The organism is Myxococcus sp. AM010, assembly GCF_013372585.1.
Classification (GTDB): Bacteria; Myxococcota; Myxococcia; order Myxococcales; family Myxococcaceae; genus Myxococcus; species Myxococcus vastator.
In genome coordinates this window covers 1-18,545 of the sequence record NZ_JABXEO010000031.1, presented here as the reverse complement: position 1 = coordinate 18,545, position 18,545 = coordinate 1, and the positions used below count along the sequence as shown (strand labels likewise).

Below are 18,545 nucleotides of genomic sequence, written 5' to 3'. Positions count from 1 at the left end.
GCGGGCGGCTACAGCGTGGGTGGCACCACCTTGTAGCCACGCTGGAGCAGCGGTGACAGGCGGTCGGAGATGTCCCAGGACTCCACCACCTTGCCGTCGCGCAGGCGGTACAGGGAGTGTCCTTGCAGCAGGAGGGCCTGGGGCTCACCGGCCGCGTCCACCTGCTGGGGGTCCGGCCCGGTGGCCTTCCAGTGCACGAGCACCAGGTCGCCGTCCGCTATCAGGTGGAGGATGTCGAACCTCAGCTCGGGGAAGGTCTGGAAGCTGGCCTCCGCCTGCTGGCGGATGAAGGCGGGGCCCACCGCGTTGAGGGGCGCGCCCTGGGAGCGGTCCACGAAGTCCTCGGCGATGAACTCCGGGATGCGGTCCAGCTTGCGCAGGTTGTAGAGCTCCTCGGTGAGCTGCCGCACCCGCTGCTTGTTCTGGGCCTCCAGGGCGGCCGCGCGCTCCACGGGGGACAGCGTGGCGCAGCCCGACAGCCACCCGAGTGCGAACAATAGAATCGTCGTGTGTCGTGTCATGGCCCCATGAGGCTGCGCATGGGGCAGGCAGGCGGGCAGTGCCGCCCGCCGCAAACGTTCACCTCATGGCGACAGGTGGCCCAGGCCGATGGGGGCGGCGAGGCAGGTGTCCGGTACTCCAAACGCGTTCACCAGCGCCACCGCATCTGGGCGCAGCTCGGCGCACAGGTGCGTCACCTCCTTGCGGATGGCCTTCGCCTTGGCGGCCTCGAACCACCCGTGCTCCTGGAACCAGCCGCTGGCGGCCTCCAGGCAGGACAGGCCGTAGAGGTCGCACAGGCGCACCAGCACCGTCTTCAGGCCGGGGTCCTTCACGTCGGCCACGCCCTTGAGGAACTGCTCCAGCACCAGCCGCTCCACGTGGGCGTGCGCCAGCTCCAGCAGGTGGACCTGGACCTGGTTGAAGGCCGCGAAGGCCTCCACGCCCGCGCTCAGGCGCTTGCGGAGGCGCTTGGACACGGTGGCCAGCAGCTCCTCTTCACGGAAGCGCAGCGCGCGCAGGTGGTAGTCGTTGTCGCGCAGATGTTCGCTGTCGGTGCGCCGCGCGGCGAAGGGGTTGCGGTCCACCACGCTGGTGGCCCGGTCCGCCAGCAGCTTCAGCACGGCGAAGACGCGGTCGTCCTCGAAGCGCTGCTTGTAGCCGGTGAGCAGGCCCTTGGCGACCAGCTGCATCAGCACCGTGTTGTCGCCCTCGAAGGTGGTGAACACGTCCGTGTCCGCCTTCAGCGCGGCCAGCCGGTTGGCTTCCAGGTAGCCCTGGCCGCCGCACGCCTCGCGCGCCTCCTGGAGGACGGCGGTGGTGTGCCAGGTGCTGTAGGCCTTGAGGCCGGCCGCCAGGGACTCCACCTCGCGCGCGTCCTCCTCGGTGCGCTTCACGTAGCGCTCGACGAGGTATTCGAGCGCGAAGTCCACCGCGTACGTCTTGGCCAGGGGCTTGAGCAGGCGGCGCTGGTGGGCCTGGTGGTCCAGCAGGCGGAACTCCTTGTCGCCCGCGGGGCCGAACTGGCGCCGCAAGTCACCGTAGCGCACGGCGATGGTGAGCCCGCTCTTGGCCGCGCTCAGCGCCGCGGCGGCCACGCTCACCCGGCCCGCCACCAGCGTGCCCAGCATGGTGAAGAAGCGCTTGGAGTCGCCGGTGATGGCGCTGGTGTATTCGCCCTGCGCGTTCACCTGGCCGAAGCGGTCCAGCAGGTTCTCCCGCGGGACGCGGACGTGCTCGAACCAGATGCGGCCGTTGTCCACGCCGTTGAGGCCCATCTTCTCGCCGCAGTCCTCGATGCGAACGCCGGGCAGCACCTTGCCGGCCGGGTCGCGCAGCGGCACCAGCAGCGCGTGGACGCCCAGCGCCCGGCCACCGACCTCCAGCTGCGCGAACACGGTGGCGATGCGCCCGTGCCGCGCGGCGTTGCCAATCCACTCCTTGCGCGCCGAATCCGTCGGCGTGTGCACCACGAACTCGCCGGCCTCCGCGTCGTAGCGGGCCACCGTCTCCACGTCCCGGACGTTGGAGCCGTGGCCCAGTTCGCTCATGGCGAAGCAGCCGGGCAGCTCCAGCGAGGCCACCTGGGGCAGGTACTTCCGGTGGTGCTGCTCGGTGCCGAGGAAGAGGATGCTGGCGCCGAAGAGCCCGAAGTGGACGCCGGCCTTGATGACGAGGCTCAGGTCGAAATAGGCCAGCGTCTCGAAGGCGGTGACGAAGGCGCCCAGGTCCGCGCTCGCCTCATTGCCGGCGGGGAAGGCGATGCGGCCCAGGCCCTGGTCGGCCATGGCCTTGAGCCAGGCGAGCACCTGGTCGCGGTACTTCGTCGTATCGCGGGTGTCCGTGTATCGAAACGCCGGGTCCGCCAGCCACTGGCGCACCTGGGCACGCGTCTCCGGGTACGTCCGGTCCAGCACCGCGCGCAGGGCCTCCGGGTCGAAGGAGGTGGGCGTGCCCTCATGGGCGCGGCTGGGCGATGCGGCGGGGACGAGCGAGCGGACGGCCTCGCTGCCGGAGACGCCCAGGGACGCCTCCAACTGCGCCAGCGCGCGCGTCAGCTCCGGCATGGGGGCGGGGAGGCCCTCGTCGCCGTTGCCCACCTGGGCGAGCCGCGCGCCCAGCTCGGCGAGGTTGTTGTGTTCGCTGTGGGACAGGCGCTCCGCGGTGCGGCGGATGTGCTCGCGCACCTGGGCCAGTTCGCCGGGGCTGGGCGGCACCAGCGGGTCCAGCCAGCCCGCCAGCACGGTGTTGGCGCGCAGGTCGAGCCAGGGCTGCTCGCGGGCGGCGGAGCCCATGGCGCGAAGCTCCTCCGGCGTGAGCTCCCCGTCCGTCCAGGCCACGTACAGCATGGGCACGAGCGGAGCGAGGCGAGGAAGGGACAGCAGCTCGTGGGCTGTCGGACGGGTGTCATCCACCATGGGCGGCGCTCCTGGATGCGAGAGGACGGGCGCAGTGTGTCCAGCATGGCGCCGCGCGGCAACGGGAAGCGTGCGCCGGGCCCGGGGCAGGCGAGCAGGCGAGGCATTCCGAGCGGAGGGGGGCATCCCTAGCTTGCCCGTATGGATGAAATGCAGGAGCTGGAGGCGCTGATTCCCAAGCCCGGGGCGCTGGGCTTCTCTGACGGCGCGGAGCGTGAGCGCCATGAGATGACGGGCCCCTTCACGCTGCCACCCGGGCCGGAGGCGTTCTCGTTCGCGCTGTACCAGTCCACGGGCGTGGGGCTGATTCCCGGGCACTCGCTGGAGTTGCTGGAGAACAGCGCCGTCTTCGAGCGCATGCTGGAGGACATCCGCGCCGCCCGGAGCAGCGTGCACGTCCTGGTGTACATCTGGCGGCCCTGTGAGCTGTCGGACCGCATCGTGGAGGCGCTGGTGGAGCGCGCCCGGGCGGGCGTGGCGTGCCGCGTGGTGGTGGACCCGGTGGGCAGCGAGGAGATTCGCGGCGACCGGGACTTCGACCAGAAGGTGGAGAAGGTGCTCACGGAGGCCGGGGTGGAGGTCCACTACTACCGGCTCCTGGCGGGCAAGGTGCTGGGGCGTCTGCTGGGGCGCAGTCACCAGAAGCTCGTCATCGTCGACGGGCGCATTGGCTATACGGGCGGCTTCGGCATCTGGAAGGTGTGGGAAGGCGACGGCCTGAAGCCGGATGAGTGGCGCGACACGCACGTCCGCGTCGAGGGGCCCGAGGTGCGCCGCATGCAGTTGTCGTTCTCCCGGCACTGGCAGGAGTCGGGCGGCGGGTTGATTGCGCCCAGCGCCTTTCCGGAAGCGGAGCCCGCGGGCCCCTGCGCCGCGGGCTTCATCGACAGCGCGGGCAAGCTGGGCCTCACCGACGCGGAGCGCATGATTCGCATCGTGATTGGCGCGGCGCGTGAGCGCATCTGGATTGCCAACGCGTACTTCTCACCGCCCAACGCGATCCTGGAGCAGTTGGAGGAGAAGTGCCGTCAGGGCGTGGAGATTCGCGTCCTGGGGCCGGGGCCCAACCATGACGTGCCCATCATGAGGGCGTCCCAGCGGTCGACGTATGAGCGGCTGCTGGCCGCGGGCGTGCGCATCTGGGAGTACCAGCCGTCGATGATGCACTCGAAGACGCTGCTCGTGGACGACTGGCTCGCCGTGGTGGGCTCCACCAACATGGACTCGCTGTCGCTCAACAAGCTGAAGGAGGGCTCGCTCGTCATCCACGACGCGTCCTTCGTCCGCAAGCTGGCGCGGTGCTGGGCCAGGGACCTGCGGCACTCGAAGGAAGTCACGCTGGAGAATGGGGGCCGCACCAACCCCTGGCGGCGGCTGGCCCGCCGGGCGACGCAGCTGGTGGGGCAGGACCGGTAGCGTCAGAGCGCGTCCGTCTTCGTCAGTCGAGCGGCTTTGACAAGTCCCGGGCGTACCAATGGTCGCAGCCGAAGTGGCCCGTGCGGCCCAGGGGCGCGCACAGCGGCTCGAAGCCCATGCGGCGGTAGAGCTTCTGGGCCTGCTGCATTCCCGCCAGCGTCTCCAGGTAGCAGCGCTGGAAGCCCGCTTCCCGCGCGAACTCCAGGCAGCGCCGGAGCAGGCGCTCGCCCTGGCCGAGGCCCCGGGCCTCGGGGAGGAAGTACATCTTCCGCAGCTCGCAGACGCCCCTGTCTCCGCCCTCCAGCGGGGCGACTCCACCGCCGCCGATGACGCGCCCCGCCCGCTCCACGACGAAGTAGGCGTGCCGGGGCCGCGCGTAGGCGGCGGTCATCGCGGACACCTCGGGGTCGTGGATGGCGAAGCCAGGGCCGTCCGCGCCGAACTCCGGCATCACTGTCCGGATGACGCCGGCCACCGCCGCGTCATCCCGCGCTTCAATGCGTCGCAGCGTCAGTTCTTCCGTGCTCATGCGCGCGACGGTTCCACAGCCGGGGCCGGAGGGCCAGCGGCGGGTGCGTTGAGGCTCACGCACGGGTTGTGCAGCCGGATGCACAGGTGTCGCGGGCGTGAGGCACCGTGCACGTGTACGCGTCCCCTTGCCTGGAGGCTGTGCCTGTACGCGACGGCCTCTTGAATGGCATGTTCGTTGTATCGAGGGGGATGCATGTACTGCGCTGACTGCCGCGAAGAGCGGCGTGGCAAGGACTTCTGGTGTGCGCTGTGTGGCGCTCGGATGACGGAGCGCTCGCGTGAGGTCATCGAAGCGGAGCTCACGCACGTTCAATTCCTGCTCGATGAGCTGACGCGGTGGGGGGCCTCCGAGGTTCCTCCCAACGTCCGGCGCTTCATCTCGGAGCGGTATGAGCGGCAGGCGCGCATCCTCCTCGCGGTTTTGACGGAGGTGCCTCCGGCGGGCTCCGCGGAGGCGGCGTTCGTGCAGCCTGCGGCCGAGGTGCCTCCACCCGTGGAGGCTCCGGGACTCGCCGAGGAGCCGCGCCGGGCCGAGGCGCCTGCGTCGTCGGAGCAGGAGGACGTGGCGGCGCCGTCGCACCCGCCCGCGCCGGAGGTCGATGCCGGGGTGGACGCGGCGCCCGAGGCCGTGCAGCCGGAGGCCCCGCTTCCCGAGGCCCCGCCTGTCTGGGTGCCGCTGCCCGCGAATCCGGCGGAGCCCTACGCGGAGCCTCCGCCAGCGCGGAGCCTCACCGCGCGCCTCGTCGAGGAGACCTCCACCTGGAATCGCGTGTGGAGGCCGTTCCTCTACGAAAGCATCATGTGGTTCATCGGGGCCTTCCTCATCCTCTCCAGCGCCCTCTACCTCGTGTTCGAGAGCTGGGCGGGGATGTCGTCCGACGGCCGCTCGCTGACGGTGTTCGGGCTGACGGCGGGTTACTCCGCGGGCTTCACTATCTGGGGCGCGTACCTCGCCAGGCGCGAGGCGTTGCGCAAGCCGGGGAACATCCTGGGGCTCATCGGCTCGGCCGTGGCTCCGCTCGCGGGCATCGCGCTGGGGCCCATGGGCCTGGGGGACGTCTTCCAACTGGGAGGCGTTGGCACCGGGTTGCTCATCCCCGCGCTGCTGGTGTGGGCGGGCGTGGCGGCCTTCCTGGCGCGCAAGCCGCTGGAGGCCTTTGATTCCACGTCCCGTCCCTTCATCCAACTGGCGCTCGTGGCCAGCACCTTGATGATGGGGTTGGCGCCGCTCGCAGTGGGGCTGGGCGGCCTGGCGCTGTGGCTCAACGTCCTGCCGTGCGCGCTCTTCTTCCTCTTGTCCTCGCGTCCGTCACCCGTGCCGCGAGAGAGCACCGCGCTCGCTTTCGTCGTCGCCGCGCCGCTGTACCTGCTGCTCCTCTATTTCACGCGCCTGCATGTCGCGCTGGCGGACGCGGACCTGGCGGTCTCCGTGGGCACCTATGCCCCGTTCGGCGCCTTTCTCCTGGCCACCGCGTTGCGCTTCCGCACCCTGGATGCCGAGCGGGGCGCGGATTCGCTGTCCATGGGCGCGGTGTCACTCCAGGCCACCTGCCTCATCGCCGCGGCGATGGCTCCGGCGCCAACGTTCTTCGTCACGGCGGCGGTCATCTCGTGGACGTTGCTGTCGCTGTCACGCGGCGGCGTCGCCCGCATCCGGTGGGTCTACGCGGCCTACGCGAGCACGTACTTCGCCTATGCCTCCTTCTCCCAGCTCATCCCCGGGCCGGTGCGTCGCCTCATCGATACGGTGAAGGCCTGGCTCGGCTACGTCACCGAGCCGCTGCCTCTTCAGTTCGGAGCGCTGTCCGCGCTGCCCTTCATCTGCGCGGGCGCGCTGTTCGCCGTCTCTCGGCTGTGGCGAGGCCAGCGCACGGGCAACGCGCGGGACCTCGCGCTGGCGGAGGTGCTGCTGCGCGCCACCGCGGTGGCCAGCCCGCTCTTCGTCTTCCTGGGCCTGACGGGGCCAGACGCCCGGCCCTCCTTCTGGAGCGCGCTGGCGCTGGCGGTGCTGTGTCTCGTCCTGGGCCTGCTGGTGGAGCGTTTCTTCCTGACGGTGGTGGGGGCGGGGCTGTCGCTGTTCCTGCCCTTCCAGGCCTACGCCGTCCTGGGCGCGTCCGCGGGCGCGGTCGCGTCGGGGGCGCTGGCCCTGGTGCTCGCCGCGGTGAGCATGCTGTGCACCGCGCGCACGCGCGTGCTGCTGGGCGCCGTCGTGGGCGTGGTGGCCATGGCGGGGTTTCTCATGGGCCTGGTGGCCGGTGACGGCTTCACGGCCGTGACGGGCATGGCCCTGTGTGGCGCCGCCGCGCTGCTCGTCGCCTGGGTGCTCCAGCGCGCCTCCCTCATGGCGCTGGCGTCCGTGCTGGCGGCGGCCGTGCTCCCGAGGATGGCGGGTGAGTTGTCGTCCGCGGCGGTGGCGCCCGCGCTCGCGGCGGTGGCGCTCGGACTCGCGTTGCTGGGGATGCGGGGGGGGCTGACGCGGTGGCTGGGCCTGCCGGGCGTCTTCTACGCGGTGCTCGCGATTCCCTGGGGCGTGCTGGCCCGGGTGCCGGGGCTGGCCGGCGTCATCCTGGTGTCCGCGGGCGCGGTGGCCGTGGCGTCGCGGACCTTCCCGGTGGTGCGTCCCCTCGCCGTGCTCATGTCGGCCCTGGCGCTGGTGCACGACATCCCGAAGCTCTATTCGCCATGGGGTGGCTGGATGTCGCCGGGCCTGTCCGTGGCGCTGTTCTGCTGCTGGGCGCTGGGGGCTTCCGTCGCCGCGGCGCGGTGGGGCCGAGGCCTCAGCGTGACGGTCGCCGGGCTCATCGCGCTCGTCTTCCCGCTGACGGCCCTGCTGGGCACGCGTTCATCGGAGCACGCGCCCCTCCTGCTGGGAGCGGCGCTCGCGGCGCTGCTCACCGCGCGCGTACTGCCCGCTGGGCTGAGCGTCGCCGTGGCCGCGCTCTATGCGCTCATCGCGACGTTCAGCTTCGGCGCCGTGCCGTTGTTGTGCCTCGCCGGGGTGTTGAGTCTCCTGGCCGTGCTGGAGGAGGTCCCCGCCGTCTTGCGCGTGGGGGCGGGTGGTCACCGCTTCGCCCTGGCGGCGACGGTGGCCGCCGCTGGGGTGCTGGGCGTCGCGGTGGTGAAGTGGGACGACGCGGGGCTGCCGTTGCTGCTCGTGGGCACCTGTGTGCTGCCCCTGCTCTGGACGCGCGCCAACCGGCAGCCGTTCTTCGCGTCACTCTCCGTCCCGTATTCCTTCGTGGGCATCGCGGTGGTGGGCGGCGAGCTGCCCGCGTGGATTCAGGCGCTCCCGCTGCTGAGCCTGGTGCTGGTGCGGGTCGTGGCGCACGTCCCCGCCGCGGCGTCGCTGCTGCTGCGCTCGCGTGAGGAGGCCCCTCGCCAGGCGCTGTCCGCGTGGATGCAGGGCTGGCTCGCCGGGGTGGCGCTGCCCGTGCTCGTCGTCGCGCTCAGGCCGTACCATGTCCCCACGGCGCTCTATGTGCTGTTGGCGTCGCTGGCGCTGATGCCCGGAGCGCGCCCCAGCTTGCGCGTGTGCGGCTCCGCGCTGGTCTTCCTCTTCTTCCCAGCGGCCCGTCCCCTCGTCATTGGCCTGTTGTTCGCGCTGGCCATCGCGGAGACGCATTGGCCCGCTCGCGTCTGGGCGTTCTTCCGGAGCGCGCCGGACAAGGCGCTGCGGCCCTGGGCCGTCGTGTCGGCGCTCATCCTCGCGGCGCTGCCCGTCATTGATTCGCCCATGCCGTCTCAGCTGGCCACGCTGGCGGGGGTGTTGACGCTGGCCGCGTTCCTGCTGTCTCAGCGCTGGCTGCTGGCTCCCGCCACCTGGGCGTTGGCGCTGGCGCCCATGGGCGCGTCCAGCGTGAGTGCGCTGCTCGAGCGAGGATTCGACGCGGGCCTGTCCGTCATCGCCGTGGTGCTGGGCGCGGCTGTGGCGTCCGCCGTGTGCCAGTCCGGGGGCATCCAGCGCGCGCTCACCCAGACCTTCGCGAAGGTGCTGCCGCCGCTGGAGGACACCTGGAGCGAGCCGCTGTGGGTGGGCAGCGCTGGCGCGTTGGGCGTGCTGCTGCTGGAGCGCCTGCTCCTGTTGGGCCCTGGCTCGTTGCCGCTGCTGGTGGCGGTGGGTGCCGCGGTGACGGCATGTGTGTTGATGGTGACGCGGGAGCGGTGGATGGCCAACGTGGCCACCGCGTTGCTGGGGGCCTCGCTCGTCGCCGCCGTGGACCCGCTGTGGGTGCCCGCTGTCGTCAGTGGAACAGGGCTGGCGCTGTGCCTCATCGGGGCGCTCGTGGACGCTCGCGGTGGGCGCGTGGGCGCCTCTCTGCACCATGGCGGCTGGGTGCTGGCGGTGCTGTCGCTCGCGGGCTTGCGCGAGCCGGAGCACGTGGGCACCCCGCTGACGTTCCTCTTCGGCGTGGGCGCGGCGTGGGCCGTGGTGTGGCGGCGCCGCGAGCGTGAGGTGGTGGGGTGGCTGGCCTCGCTCGCCGCCGTGCACGGAGGGCTGCTGTACCTGGGCGCGGTGTACTCCAGCGGCCGGGGCGCGGCGTTCATCCTTCCGTACTTCGGCGCGGCCAGCGCGCTGCTCGCGGCGCTCTCGCTCTTCGTGGCCGGCAAGGCGCGGCGCCGGAGCGTGGGGCACGGCTTCGCAGGGGTGGCGCTGTTCGAGGTGATGGCGGGGCTGGCGCTCGTGGACACGTCGCTAGGCGCGCTCCGCGAGGGCCTGGTGGCGAGCGTGGCGCTGGGCGTGCTGCTCGTCGCCCTGGTCCGCCGCGCGGCCACGGAGAAGGAAGAGGCGTCCGCCTACCTGGCGCAGGCGGTGCTCGCGCTGGGCTATCTCTCCGTCCGCATGCTGGGAATGGGGGCGCACCCAGGCCCCGGCGACAGCCTGGCGGCCCTGGTGGGCGGCGCGCTGTTCACCGGCCTCTACTTCTTCGCGCAGCGCGAGGGCTCCTCCCTGGCGTGTTTCCGACGGCCCGCCTTGTTGGGCGCGTACCTCTTCCCGCTGGCGGGGTTGCTCTCCGCGCCATGGAGCGAGCCCCTTCACGGCGCGGCGCTGATGGTGGGGTATGCCGCGCACTTCGCCGCGCTGGCCACGCACCCGCGGCACCGGGGCCTGGCGTCGCTGACGTCGGTGGTGGCGTTCAACGCGGCGCTGCTGCTGGTGTGGCGGGGGACGGGCGCGGGAGAGGCGCAGTTCTATGTCATCCCCGCGGGGCTCTCCCTGCTCGCGCTGCTGCGCGTGTTCCGGGAGGCCATCGAGGAGGAGACCTATGCCCGGCTGCGCGCGCTGGCCGTCACCGCCATCTACGTGGCGGGGGCCTGGAAGCCGCTCATGTTCAATGACGGCGGCTCGATGCTCCTGTGCGTCACGCTCTGCGTGGTGGGCGTGGCGTGTGGCATCGCGCTGCGCATCCGCTCCTACGTGTACCTGGGCACGGCGTTCCTGGTGACGTGCATCGGCGCCAACCTGGTGCGCTTCGGCATGCGGGACCACCGGATTGCCGCGGCCTCGTTGTTCGTTCTGGGACTGATGGTCATTGGTTCCATGGTGATGCTCAGTGCGCACCGCGCGGCGCTGCTCCAGAGGTATGCACGGGTGCGCGCCATGCTCGCGACCTGGGAGGGCTGACACCGGGAGTTCTTGGCGGACGGCCTGGGAGGTGGTCTTGAATGCGGCCTCTCATGTCGCTCCGCCTTCCACTCCTGGCCGTCCTCCCCTTCTACGTCCTCGTGGGGTGTGCCACCGTGACGCCGCGTCCCACGGAGCCCGTCGCCACCCCGGAGGTGGTGACGGTGGCCGCGCCAGGAGGACTCGCGGTGCCGGTGACGACGGTGGAGTTGGGGGCTGGCCCGGCGTCACCCACGCACTGGTTGAGCGCGGGTGTGCTGGAGGCCACGCTGCAAGCAGCCGAGCAGGTGACGGGGCCCGCCAGCACCACGGGCCGGTTCTGGGACGTGGTGCTCACGCCCACGCGGATGGCGCGCTCCATCGTCCAGCGCTCCATTCAGCTCGTGGGCATGCGCAGCCTGCGCCGTGTCAGCCGCGGCGTCCCGGATGACTGCTCCGGCTTCGTGCGTCTGGCGTACCGCTCCGCGGGCATCGACCTGGTGGCGCACGGCTTCCTCGCGGGAGAGAACGCCGTCTCCGCCATCTTCCGCCGCGCGGTGGAGGTCGGCTCCGTCCACCACCAGCCGCCGCGCCCCGGAGACCTCGTCTTCTTCCGTGAGACGTATGACCGCAACCGCGATGGCCGCCGCAACGACGGAATGACACACATTGGCGTGGTGGAGGCCGTGGATGCCCATGGCACCGTCACCTTCATCCACCGGGGCGGCAAGGGCGTGGCGCGAGGCCGGCTGAACCTGTCCTTCCCGTCGAGGCACCAGTTGGAGTTGGGCGGGCCCGTGGTCAACGACTACATCCGTCCCGCCGCGAAGGGCTCGCGGGCCTATCTCGCTGGGGAACTGTTCGCGGCCTTCGCGTCGCCTGAGGGGCTGTAACTTTCCAGCGCTTGGCTCACACCCCGCGTGGCTTTGAAGATGTGCCGCGCTGAGGCGTCATGGGTGGCATGCGACTCGCCCTTGTTCTTGGCTGTCTGATGCTCGCTTCGGGTTGTGTCATGCACACCCGTGCACCTCCGCCGCGTCCCCCGCCTCCTCCGCAGCGTCCGGTGGCGATGACGTACAGGGAAGCGGTGAACCTGGGCTTCAGCCAGTGCCGCTCCCGTGGCTATGAGTGCCGCCTGAAGGACGCGGACCGCAAGGGGCGGGACGTGTGGCGGGTGAAGTTCCACGCCTTCGCTCGCGGGGCGAGGGGCCACCTGCACCTGGACTTCGATGCGTACTCGCGCAGGCTCCTGCGGGCGGACGAGAAGGTGAAGGCCCGCCGGCATGACTGGGACGATGACGATGACCGGCGCGGGCGCGGGCACGGCAAGAAGAAGGGGCACGCCCGGCGGGATGACTGACAGCGAGGACAACGACACGGACTTTCCGTAGCTTGGAGCCTTCCTCGCGCTGGAAAGCGTCTCATGGCAACTCGTCTGGGCGTCACGGTCCTGCTCTTCGCCCTCCTCGCTGCGTGCTCCACCCCGCGCGCCATTCGCCTCGACATGGGGCAGGGCTCGCCCCTGGAGTACAGGCCGTCTTCCTCGAACACGTCCGTGAAGGTGGACGCGGGAGTATTCGAGGAGGCGCTGGCGCGGCTGGTGCTGGAGGTGCCCCTGGCGCTCCGTGCTCCCCAGCAAGGCTTGCTGGTGCGCGCCTCCCACTCGGGAAACAGTGCTGACGCTCGCTGGCAGCGTCTGATGCGCAAGAGCTTTGGCGGCCTCTGCGAGCCCGGCCAGCGCAGGACCCACTGCCTCTCCCTGCTCGACATAGGGCCTGGCCTGGGCGAGTGGGACAAGTTGGGTGTGGCCTTGGGCCTGTCGCTGGAGCCTCTCAAGGAGAGCATCGCCCGGGCGGTGGAGAAGACCCTGGCACCCCAGCTCTTCTACACTGTCATCGCCACGGGGCTCGTCACCTGGGCCGTGCTGGCGGCGAATCCCGAGCCGGTGTTCACCAAGGCGGCGGCCATCGTCTCCGCAGTCCTGCTCATCTACCTGGGCGTGGAGACGTTCCTGGAGGTGGTGGACGCGAGCCGGGAGCTGAAGTGGGCCACGGACAGGGCCATGACATGGATTGAGCTGGAGCAGGCCGGCCAGCGCTTCGCCCATCGGGTGGGGCCGGAGGTGGCGCGCGTCTTCGTGCTCGCGGTCACCGTGGTGGTGAGCCACGGCATGGCTGGGGGCGCCGCGTGGCTGGCGTCGCGGCTGTCGATGTTGCCGAGCTTCACCGAGGCAGCGGCGGTCGGGGCCTCACGGATAGGCATCAGCCTTGCGAACGTGGGACAGGTGCGTGCGGTAGCCGTTGAAGGAAGCACCGTCGTCATCTCACTGCCTGCTACGGCGGTCGCCATGACAGCTCGGGGCGTGAGAGGCGCAGCGGGAGTCAGTCCTGCCGGCTTCAGGTCTTGGGGCTCGTTCAGTGGCCTCAAGCGTGCCTTGGGGGCAGCTGGCCCGGGAAAGCAGTGGCATCACATCGTCGAGCAGACGCCAGGCAACGTGGAGCGATTTGGGTCGCGTGCCCTGCACAATACCGAGAACGTCATCCCTCTGGAGGAAGGGTTACACACCCAAGTGAGCGCATTCTATTCACGGAAAATCCTGAGGATCACCGGCTCGCGAGATCTCACCGTGAGACAGTGGTTGAGCACGCAGTCCTATGAGGCCCAGCGCGCATTCGGGTCGCAGGCGATCCAGAACATCAAGAATGGAGTCTGGTGATGAAGCTCGAAGAACTGGTTGAGCAATTCGCACGGCATGTGCAATCGGAGACAGAGGCTGGTTGGAAGGGAGGGGCTAAAGCCGCGAACAAGCATGTCGATCAATACCTCGCTATCTTCGACGAGCTTCGCGCCCTGGGAGATATAGGACGCGATGCGCTTGCCGCTCTTTTCAAACATCCCCGCATGGATGTTCGCGTTGCAGCGGCGGCGTTCCTACTCCGCCACCGTACGGAGGAAGCCAAGGCGGTGCTGGAAGAGGCCGCGAAAGGCAAGGGGTTGGTCCCCTTCGAAGCGCAGCAGGCCTTGAAGCGGTGGGAGGAAGGCACCTGGGCGTTGGACCCTGCATGACCTTCCTTTCCGCACTTCGCCGCTCCTCTTGCATGAGGCAGCCGATGGCCGGGGGTTAGCTCCCGGAGATGATGAAGTCCACTTCGCCGGCCTTGACTGAAGCGTCGCCGAAAAGGCTCGTTTGCGTTGGCCGCTGGAAGGGTTGCTCCTTCACCCGGATGCGCCTGCCTGGGAACGTAGTTCTTAGGATTTCGTTGGTCACGTCTCGCGTCAGCTCTCGGCGATCGGTGCGGACATAGACGCTGCTCTTCTTGTCGAGCAGCGCGGAGGCCCCCTCGAAGACCCGCACAAGGAGGCGGCGGTACTTCTCCAAGTTCTCGAACTTGTCCCTGTGATCTCCCGCTCCCGCTGGTCGACGCGCGTTGGGAGCACCACCGAGCAGCCATAGTCGCAGCCACTGGTCGTAGTGGTAGTTAGTGACCCCGTAATAGGGCGGAGAGGTGAGCAGGAGCCGGACTGGCTTGAACTTGCCTTCACGAAGCTCACGCTTCAACTCCGGCAGGCGCTCGACGCTGTCACGCAGATACACCCAGCATTTCGCGGTGGAGGGGCGTCCCTTGGCATAGCGCCACTCCAACCGCCGAGTAAGAAAGTCCACCGGGTCCACATCTGGAGGTGCGAGCTGGCGATCCTTCCACCAGCGTACCGCGTAGTCAGGGGCCATGGACTTAGCCTGCCGCATCTGGTTGGACAACGCCCCGCCACGCTTCCCGTGCAGGTACACCAGCAGGAGCGCCATGAGCGTCCGATCCACACGGTCTCCACGCCAGTCCAGGTGCTTTCGGGCGGCGAGGAGGAACTGCTGCACCCTAGGGCTGTAGCAGTGGTGGAAGAACTCCGGCATGGCCTCCGCTTCGCGCAGGAAGCGCCCGGCCTGGGTGTCCAGTTCGCGAATCCGGTTACTCACGGCCTGCTTCCCAGCCGGAGCCAACTTCGTCCGGGTGTACACCCAGCCCACCGGGCTCACCTCGATTCCGATGCCAGAGCGGCCTTGCACCGCAGCGCTGAAGATGGAGGTGCCCCGACCCGCAAACGGATCGAGGACGGTATCTCCCTCCTTCGTGTAGTGCCGTACCACTCGGTCGGCAAAGTCAGTGGGAAACATCGCGTAGTAGGGGCCGACACCAGCCCATCGCTTCGCTGCAGTGTCATATTGCCCCGGCCCTGCTCCACCCATCGGTTCAACCCCTTCCCATCAGGGCTCGGGCAAGCTGCTCCAGGACCCTAGCTCCCAGGTTGAGCGGAATGGCCGCCTGGGCATTCGCCGAGACGAGCGGCGAGAGAGAGTTGGGATAGCGGGAGGAAACGAGTTTGTCGAGAAGTGCGCATGCTGCTGCGAACTGCGGGTAGAGGGCGATGTCGTCCGAGTCGAGTGTGTCCTGCTCATCGGTCAAGAACGGAATGGTGGCCACGATACGGGCCCCACTTGCCGTCTTGTAAAAGAGCTTGCGACCGAAGTAGGTGTCCGCACCGTATCGCTTCTCGCTCTCGGTGAATTTGATCCGCTCCTTGATGTAACGGTCGGTGAGCAACTGGTAGGAGCGCTTGGGGAAATGCTCCTCACCAGCCAACTGCGTCTGGTCAACGTGCTCGAAGTGAGTGACGAACTCTCCCGTCTTTTCGACTCCCAAAATTAGCAGATCTTTCCCCGTCTTAGCTCGGTATAGTGAATTGAGCCGCTTCAACTCCTTGGTGATTGCCGTGCTGATCCATGCCGGGTGCCCAAAGACCGCCAGCGGGCCGTCCACGATGAATGCGAGCCGCCCCACCTTGTCTTCGCGGTCAATCCATCCCTTGCGTTCGAAGCAGCGCAGGAGGTGAACGAGGAGTACCCGCTCCCAAGCCTGCATTACCTCGCCGATCGCCTCCATGTTGGAGCCCAAGTCCCGGAAGCGTTCGTATACGCGAAGAGCGTCGGTGGAGTAGATGGGTCTGCGCTTGGGACACTCGCACGACGTGATGCCTGGCCGAATCTGCGCCAAGTGCCGGTCGCATCCGTCGGGCTGGTAGGGACACTGTTGCCCATCCCGGGTCGTCGGCTTGAGTGCCAGAAGAGCTTCGTAGGTCGAGAGGAGAGGCTGGCGATCCTGCTCATCCGGGATCTCGTCATGGAAGACCTCATACAGAGTTTCCCGGAACGAGTCGCGTGCAGAAGTGTTGGTGCGCGTGACTACGTTGCTTCCAGGGAACGCAGCGTCGATCGTCGCGGACTGCTCAGTTTTGCGGAACTCCCGGGGATCAGCAGGCCGCTGCTCATCTAGTTCTGCCATGAGACCGAGGTCGAGCAACACACTGGCCACCGTGCAGTACCCTACTCGTGCGCCGGGAAAGCCATTTTCCACCGAAACTTCGGCAAGGCTCCCATCGATAGTCACTACGAAGTCCGGTAGGTTCGGCGGAGCGACCGGGGCCATGGGTGGCGGAGGTCGATGTGCATCACTTTTAGGAAGGACACGGGCCTTGCGCAAAAGGAGTTGGACTCGTTCCGTCTCTGCAACGCGCTGGAGAGAGCGATACCCTGCAAACTCACCTTCGTAAGGCATCACTTCACCTCACTAGTGGCGTCGATGGAGAATCGCTCCACCTGGACCGGCACCACGAACGGGTTGGACAGCGTCTTCACGCGAAGGAAGCCCTTGTCTTGGGCCCGGAGCACGCTCGCCTCGAAATCGGCGAAGTCGTAGAACTTGTTCAGTTCCTTGGTCTCATCGGTGTTGTTGAGGTGACCAATGAACCAGTTGGCGGTATTCCGCAGGATATTTCTTTGGATGGAGCTGACCTCCTGCGTCGCGTAGACAAGGCCTATCCGGTACTTTGCCCCCTCCTTCGCTGTGCGAACCCAGATGTCAGACGTGTCGAGATCACTGGAAGACGGGAGGATGTTGTGGGCCTCCTCCACGTACACGAGGATGTCCGGCAGAGAGGGATCGGCCCGGCGGAACTTGCCTTGGTTGTTTTCGAAGATCTTCCGCATTACGCGGTCTGCAGCCGACTTGTTCAGCTCGGGGTTACCACTCGACTGATCGACGATGACCAGGCGCCCCTCCGAGAGATCCTTGTAGATATCCTCCGCGTAGTCCGTGGTGGTGCTGGACGTATGCTGCTCACGCACGCTACCCACCTGACGAGATCCGTTCGGGTAGTTAAACATCTCAAGAATCTTCTTCAGGTCATCATCTGCCCACGAACCAGAAGTGCTTGCCTTGATGTACTCCTGATCAAAGGCTGCGAACCCCGTGGAGCCTTCGGAAATGAAGTTCCGGAGCATCCTGCATGCATCAGCTATCTCCCCCCAAGTGTGCTGCGATTTCTGCAGCATCGCTGCGCAGCTCGCATACTCTGCTTGGTTTTTTCCGGTAGAGGACTGGAGGGCTGCAATGAGTTCCTGGTTGAAAAGACCCTTCGTGACCGGCTTGACGTTCGCGGGAACAGGCAGCCCGGCCTTGTAGAGGAGTGCCCGATAGCAGAGAACCCTTCGATTGTAGCGGGTCATCGCCGAACGGTCCGTCCTATCCGGCGGCTCCAAGGACACATCCCGAAATGCGGAGATGAACTTGGTTCCCTTGTCTTCTGCCAGCGTTGCGTCAATTACTTGTTTTCCGATTTGAAGGTTTTCGTCGACGTAGAAGTTCAGCAGCATCAATCGCCGGTCAGGATCGTTCGGATGGCGGTTGATGCCATACGTCACCACGTCCTTCTTCAGTTCGGGCTGAATCAACTTGGGGCCACATGCCCAGACGTTCTTGAGGGCGTTGGGGTTGCGGTTCTTGTCCTGGTCTTGGGCATTCTCATTTGCATACTCGCCATTCGGATCGAACACGATTTGGCCGATCCGTTGCTTCGAGGGCAGCCACCGCAGTTCGAAAATGGACTTGAGCACGATCTTCGTTGTGTTCGACTTACCCGTGCGGGTCATGCCGAAGAGCGCAGTCTTCTGGCCCAACATATCTAGAGGCGTGATGGCGAAACGCACGTCCCCGATCTGCTGGAACGGCCGGTTCGTGGATGCGTAACGTACCTTTCCGACGTAGACGAGCGAATCTTGCCCCTCCCGTTGGGCCAAGGGGTCGCGGAAGTTCACGATCTGCGAAAGCACACTTGCCCGGGGCTTGTAAACTTTGAGCCCCCGGTTCGGGTAGTAGTTGCTCAGGTCGGAGCCGAACGCGAGAGCATACTTTGGCGCGCCATCCTCACTGAGGTTGGTCACGTAGAGTGTTCCCACAACCCGGCAATGAACGCCCGCGTAGCTGAGCAGGTTGTGGGTGGTCGGGTCCATCACCGACCGGTCATCCCAGTTCTTCTCCAACTCGCCACTAACCCGTTGGGCATTCTCGACCCTCACTCGCAGGGCTTCCGCACCATTGGGCAAGTCCGCATGATCCAAGACGCGGAGGAGGATGACCGAGGCGTCCTCCTCTCGCACGTCGGTCTTCGCCAAAGGCACCACTCGGGTAGCGATGAGGAACGAGAGGGCTGGAATCCCTCCAACCTTCTTGCGGTGGTGATCGTGAATTTGGACGAGCGCCTTCTCGTAGCCGAGCGAGTAAACCTCTCCAACGTAGGCATCGGCCTCGACAAGCCCCTGAAGGAGCTTGGATGCCTCGGTGAGAGCCTCGTCAAGTTGCGGTTCCTCAAGACGCCGACCGACACGATCCATCAATCCCGACATGTACCCTCCCGTGGTGTGCATTGGGTGCACACCGTACCTGGCACCACAAATGGGCAGCATAGACCGTTCCTATGGCACTGCCAAAATGCGGGTAGTCATCTCCATCCAACGTTCCCACTGTGAATGCGCCGGCTTCCACTTTCGTCCGTCCGCTGGCGCGTTCCCAGGCACGAATAGGTCCCCTGAACGATACGTGATTGGTATGCAGTCAGCTGGCTAGGAGCGTGTCGCGGTAATCGCGGTGGGGCTTGCCCGGAGGGAGGCCCGCGTGGTGAATGCCGGGCATGAGCAAGAAGTTCCGCCCCTGGAATGTGCAGCAGGCCTTCCTGCTGCCGCCGTCGCT

The 18,545-nt window shown here is 67.6% G+C and carries 12 protein-coding genes; 6 read left to right on the top strand and 6 right to left on the bottom strand.

Annotation, left to right across the window (positions count from 1 at the left end; genetic code table 11):
- Positions 1–8: 8 nt before the first annotated feature.
- Both HV826_RS16345 and HV826_RS16340 read right to left on the bottom strand, forming a co-directional pair.
- A complete protein-coding gene (locus tag HV826_RS16345; RefSeq protein ID WP_176417957.1) occupies positions 9–521 on the bottom strand; it encodes an ester cyclase in 513 nt (170 codons plus the stop codon).
- Positions 522–584: 63 nt separating this feature from the next.
- On the bottom strand, positions 585–2,918 hold the full coding sequence (locus HV826_RS16340; protein WP_176417956.1) for an acyl-CoA dehydrogenase: 2,334 nt from the start codon (positions 2,916–2,918) through the stop codon (positions 585–587).
- Positions 2,919–3,059: 141 nt separating this feature from the next.
- Between HV826_RS16340 and HV826_RS16335 the strand changes: the two genes are divergently transcribed.
- Entirely contained in the window at positions 3,060–4,334 is a 1,275-nt protein-coding gene (locus HV826_RS16335; protein WP_176417955.1) for a phosphatidylserine/phosphatidylglycerophosphate/cardiolipin synthase family protein, read from the top strand.
- A gap of 22 nt (positions 4,335–4,356) precedes the next feature.
- Here the strand turns inward: HV826_RS16335 and HV826_RS16330 are convergent, their stop codons facing one another.
- On the bottom strand, positions 4,357–4,863 hold the full coding sequence (locus HV826_RS16330; protein WP_176417954.1) for a GNAT family N-acetyltransferase: 507 nt from the start codon (positions 4,861–4,863) through the stop codon (positions 4,357–4,359).
- A gap of 165 nt (positions 4,864–5,028) precedes the next feature.
- Here HV826_RS16330 and HV826_RS16325 point away from each other — a divergent pair, with 165 nt between their 5' ends.
- From HV826_RS16325 to HV826_RS16305, 5 genes are all read left to right on the top strand, one after another.
- A complete protein-coding gene (locus HV826_RS16325; RefSeq protein WP_176417953.1) occupies positions 5,029–10,488 on the top strand; it encodes a hypothetical protein in 5,460 nt (1,819 codons plus the stop codon).
- A gap of 41 nt (positions 10,489–10,529) precedes the next feature.
- Positions 10,530–11,360, top strand: coding sequence for a CHAP domain-containing protein (locus HV826_RS16320; protein WP_176417952.1), 831 nt, complete (start codon positions 10,530–10,532; stop codon positions 11,358–11,360).
- A gap of 176 nt (positions 11,361–11,536) precedes the next feature.
- A complete protein-coding gene (locus HV826_RS16315; protein ID WP_255207672.1) occupies positions 11,537–11,827 on the top strand; it encodes a hypothetical protein in 291 nt (96 codons plus the stop codon).
- A 63-nt stretch (positions 11,828–11,890) separates the two neighbouring features.
- Positions 11,891–13,183 (top strand): hypothetical protein, encoded by a 1,293-nt coding sequence (locus HV826_RS16310; protein ID WP_176417950.1) that lies wholly within the window; start codon positions 11,891–11,893, stop codon positions 13,181–13,183.
- Positions 13,183–13,533, top strand: a complete 351-nt coding sequence (locus HV826_RS16305; protein WP_176417949.1) for a DUF2019 domain-containing protein — start codon at positions 13,183–13,185, stop codon at positions 13,531–13,533. The genes HV826_RS16310 and HV826_RS16305 overlap by 1 nt, the downstream gene beginning before the upstream one ends.
- Before the next feature lie 55 nt (positions 13,534–13,588).
- On the opposite strand, the gene HV826_RS16300 is transcribed toward HV826_RS16305, so the two are convergent.
- From HV826_RS16300 to HV826_RS16290, 3 genes are all read right to left on the bottom strand, one after another.
- Entirely contained in the window at positions 13,589–14,710 is a 1,122-nt protein-coding gene (locus tag HV826_RS16300; RefSeq protein ID WP_176417948.1) for a DNA methyltransferase, read from the bottom strand.
- A 4-nt stretch (positions 14,711–14,714) separates the two neighbouring features.
- Entirely contained in the window at positions 14,715–15,947 is a 1,233-nt protein-coding gene (locus tag HV826_RS16295) for a DNA double-strand break repair nuclease NurA (protein WP_217918652.1), read from the bottom strand.
- 128 nt (positions 15,948–16,075) lie between these two features.
- Positions 16,076–18,202 (bottom strand): ATP-binding protein, encoded by a 2,127-nt coding sequence (locus HV826_RS16290; protein ID WP_217918651.1) that lies wholly within the window; start codon positions 18,200–18,202, stop codon positions 16,076–16,078.
- Between the last annotated feature and the right edge of the window lie 343 nt (positions 18,203–18,545).

Coding starts and splice junctions, on each gene's coding strand:
- HV826_RS16345 (WP_176417957.1), bottom strand. CDS start 521: ATGACACGACACACGACGATTCTATTGTTCGCACTCGGGTGGCTGTCG.
- HV826_RS16340 (WP_176417956.1), bottom strand. CDS start 2,918: ATGGTGGATGACACCCGTCCGACAGCCCACGAGCTGCTGTCCCTTCCT.
- HV826_RS16335 (WP_176417955.1), top strand. CDS start 3,060: ATGGATGAAATGCAGGAGCTGGAGGCGCTGATTCCCAAGCCCGGGGCG.
- HV826_RS16330 (WP_176417954.1), bottom strand. CDS start 4,863: ATGAGCACGGAAGAACTGACGCTGCGACGCATTGAAGCGCGGGATGAC.
- HV826_RS16325 (WP_176417953.1), top strand. CDS start 5,029: ATGGCATGTTCGTTGTATCGAGGGGGATGCATGTACTGCGCTGACTGC.
- HV826_RS16320 (WP_176417952.1), top strand. CDS start 10,530: ATGCGGCCTCTCATGTCGCTCCGCCTTCCACTCCTGGCCGTCCTCCCC.
- HV826_RS16315 (WP_255207672.1), top strand. CDS start 11,537: ATGACGTACAGGGAAGCGGTGAACCTGGGCTTCAGCCAGTGCCGCTCC.
- HV826_RS16310 (WP_176417950.1), top strand. CDS start 11,891: ATGGCAACTCGTCTGGGCGTCACGGTCCTGCTCTTCGCCCTCCTCGCT.
- HV826_RS16305 (WP_176417949.1), top strand. CDS start 13,183: ATGAAGCTCGAAGAACTGGTTGAGCAATTCGCACGGCATGTGCAATCG.
- HV826_RS16300 (WP_176417948.1), bottom strand. CDS start 14,710: ATGGGTGGAGCAGGGCCGGGGCAATATGACACTGCAGCGAAGCGATGG.
- HV826_RS16295 (WP_217918652.1), bottom strand. CDS start 15,947: ATGGCCCCGGTCGCTCCGCCGAACCTACCGGACTTCGTAGTGACTATC.
- HV826_RS16290 (WP_217918651.1), bottom strand. CDS start 18,202: ATGTCGGGATTGATGGATCGTGTCGGTCGGCGTCTTGAGGAACCGCAA.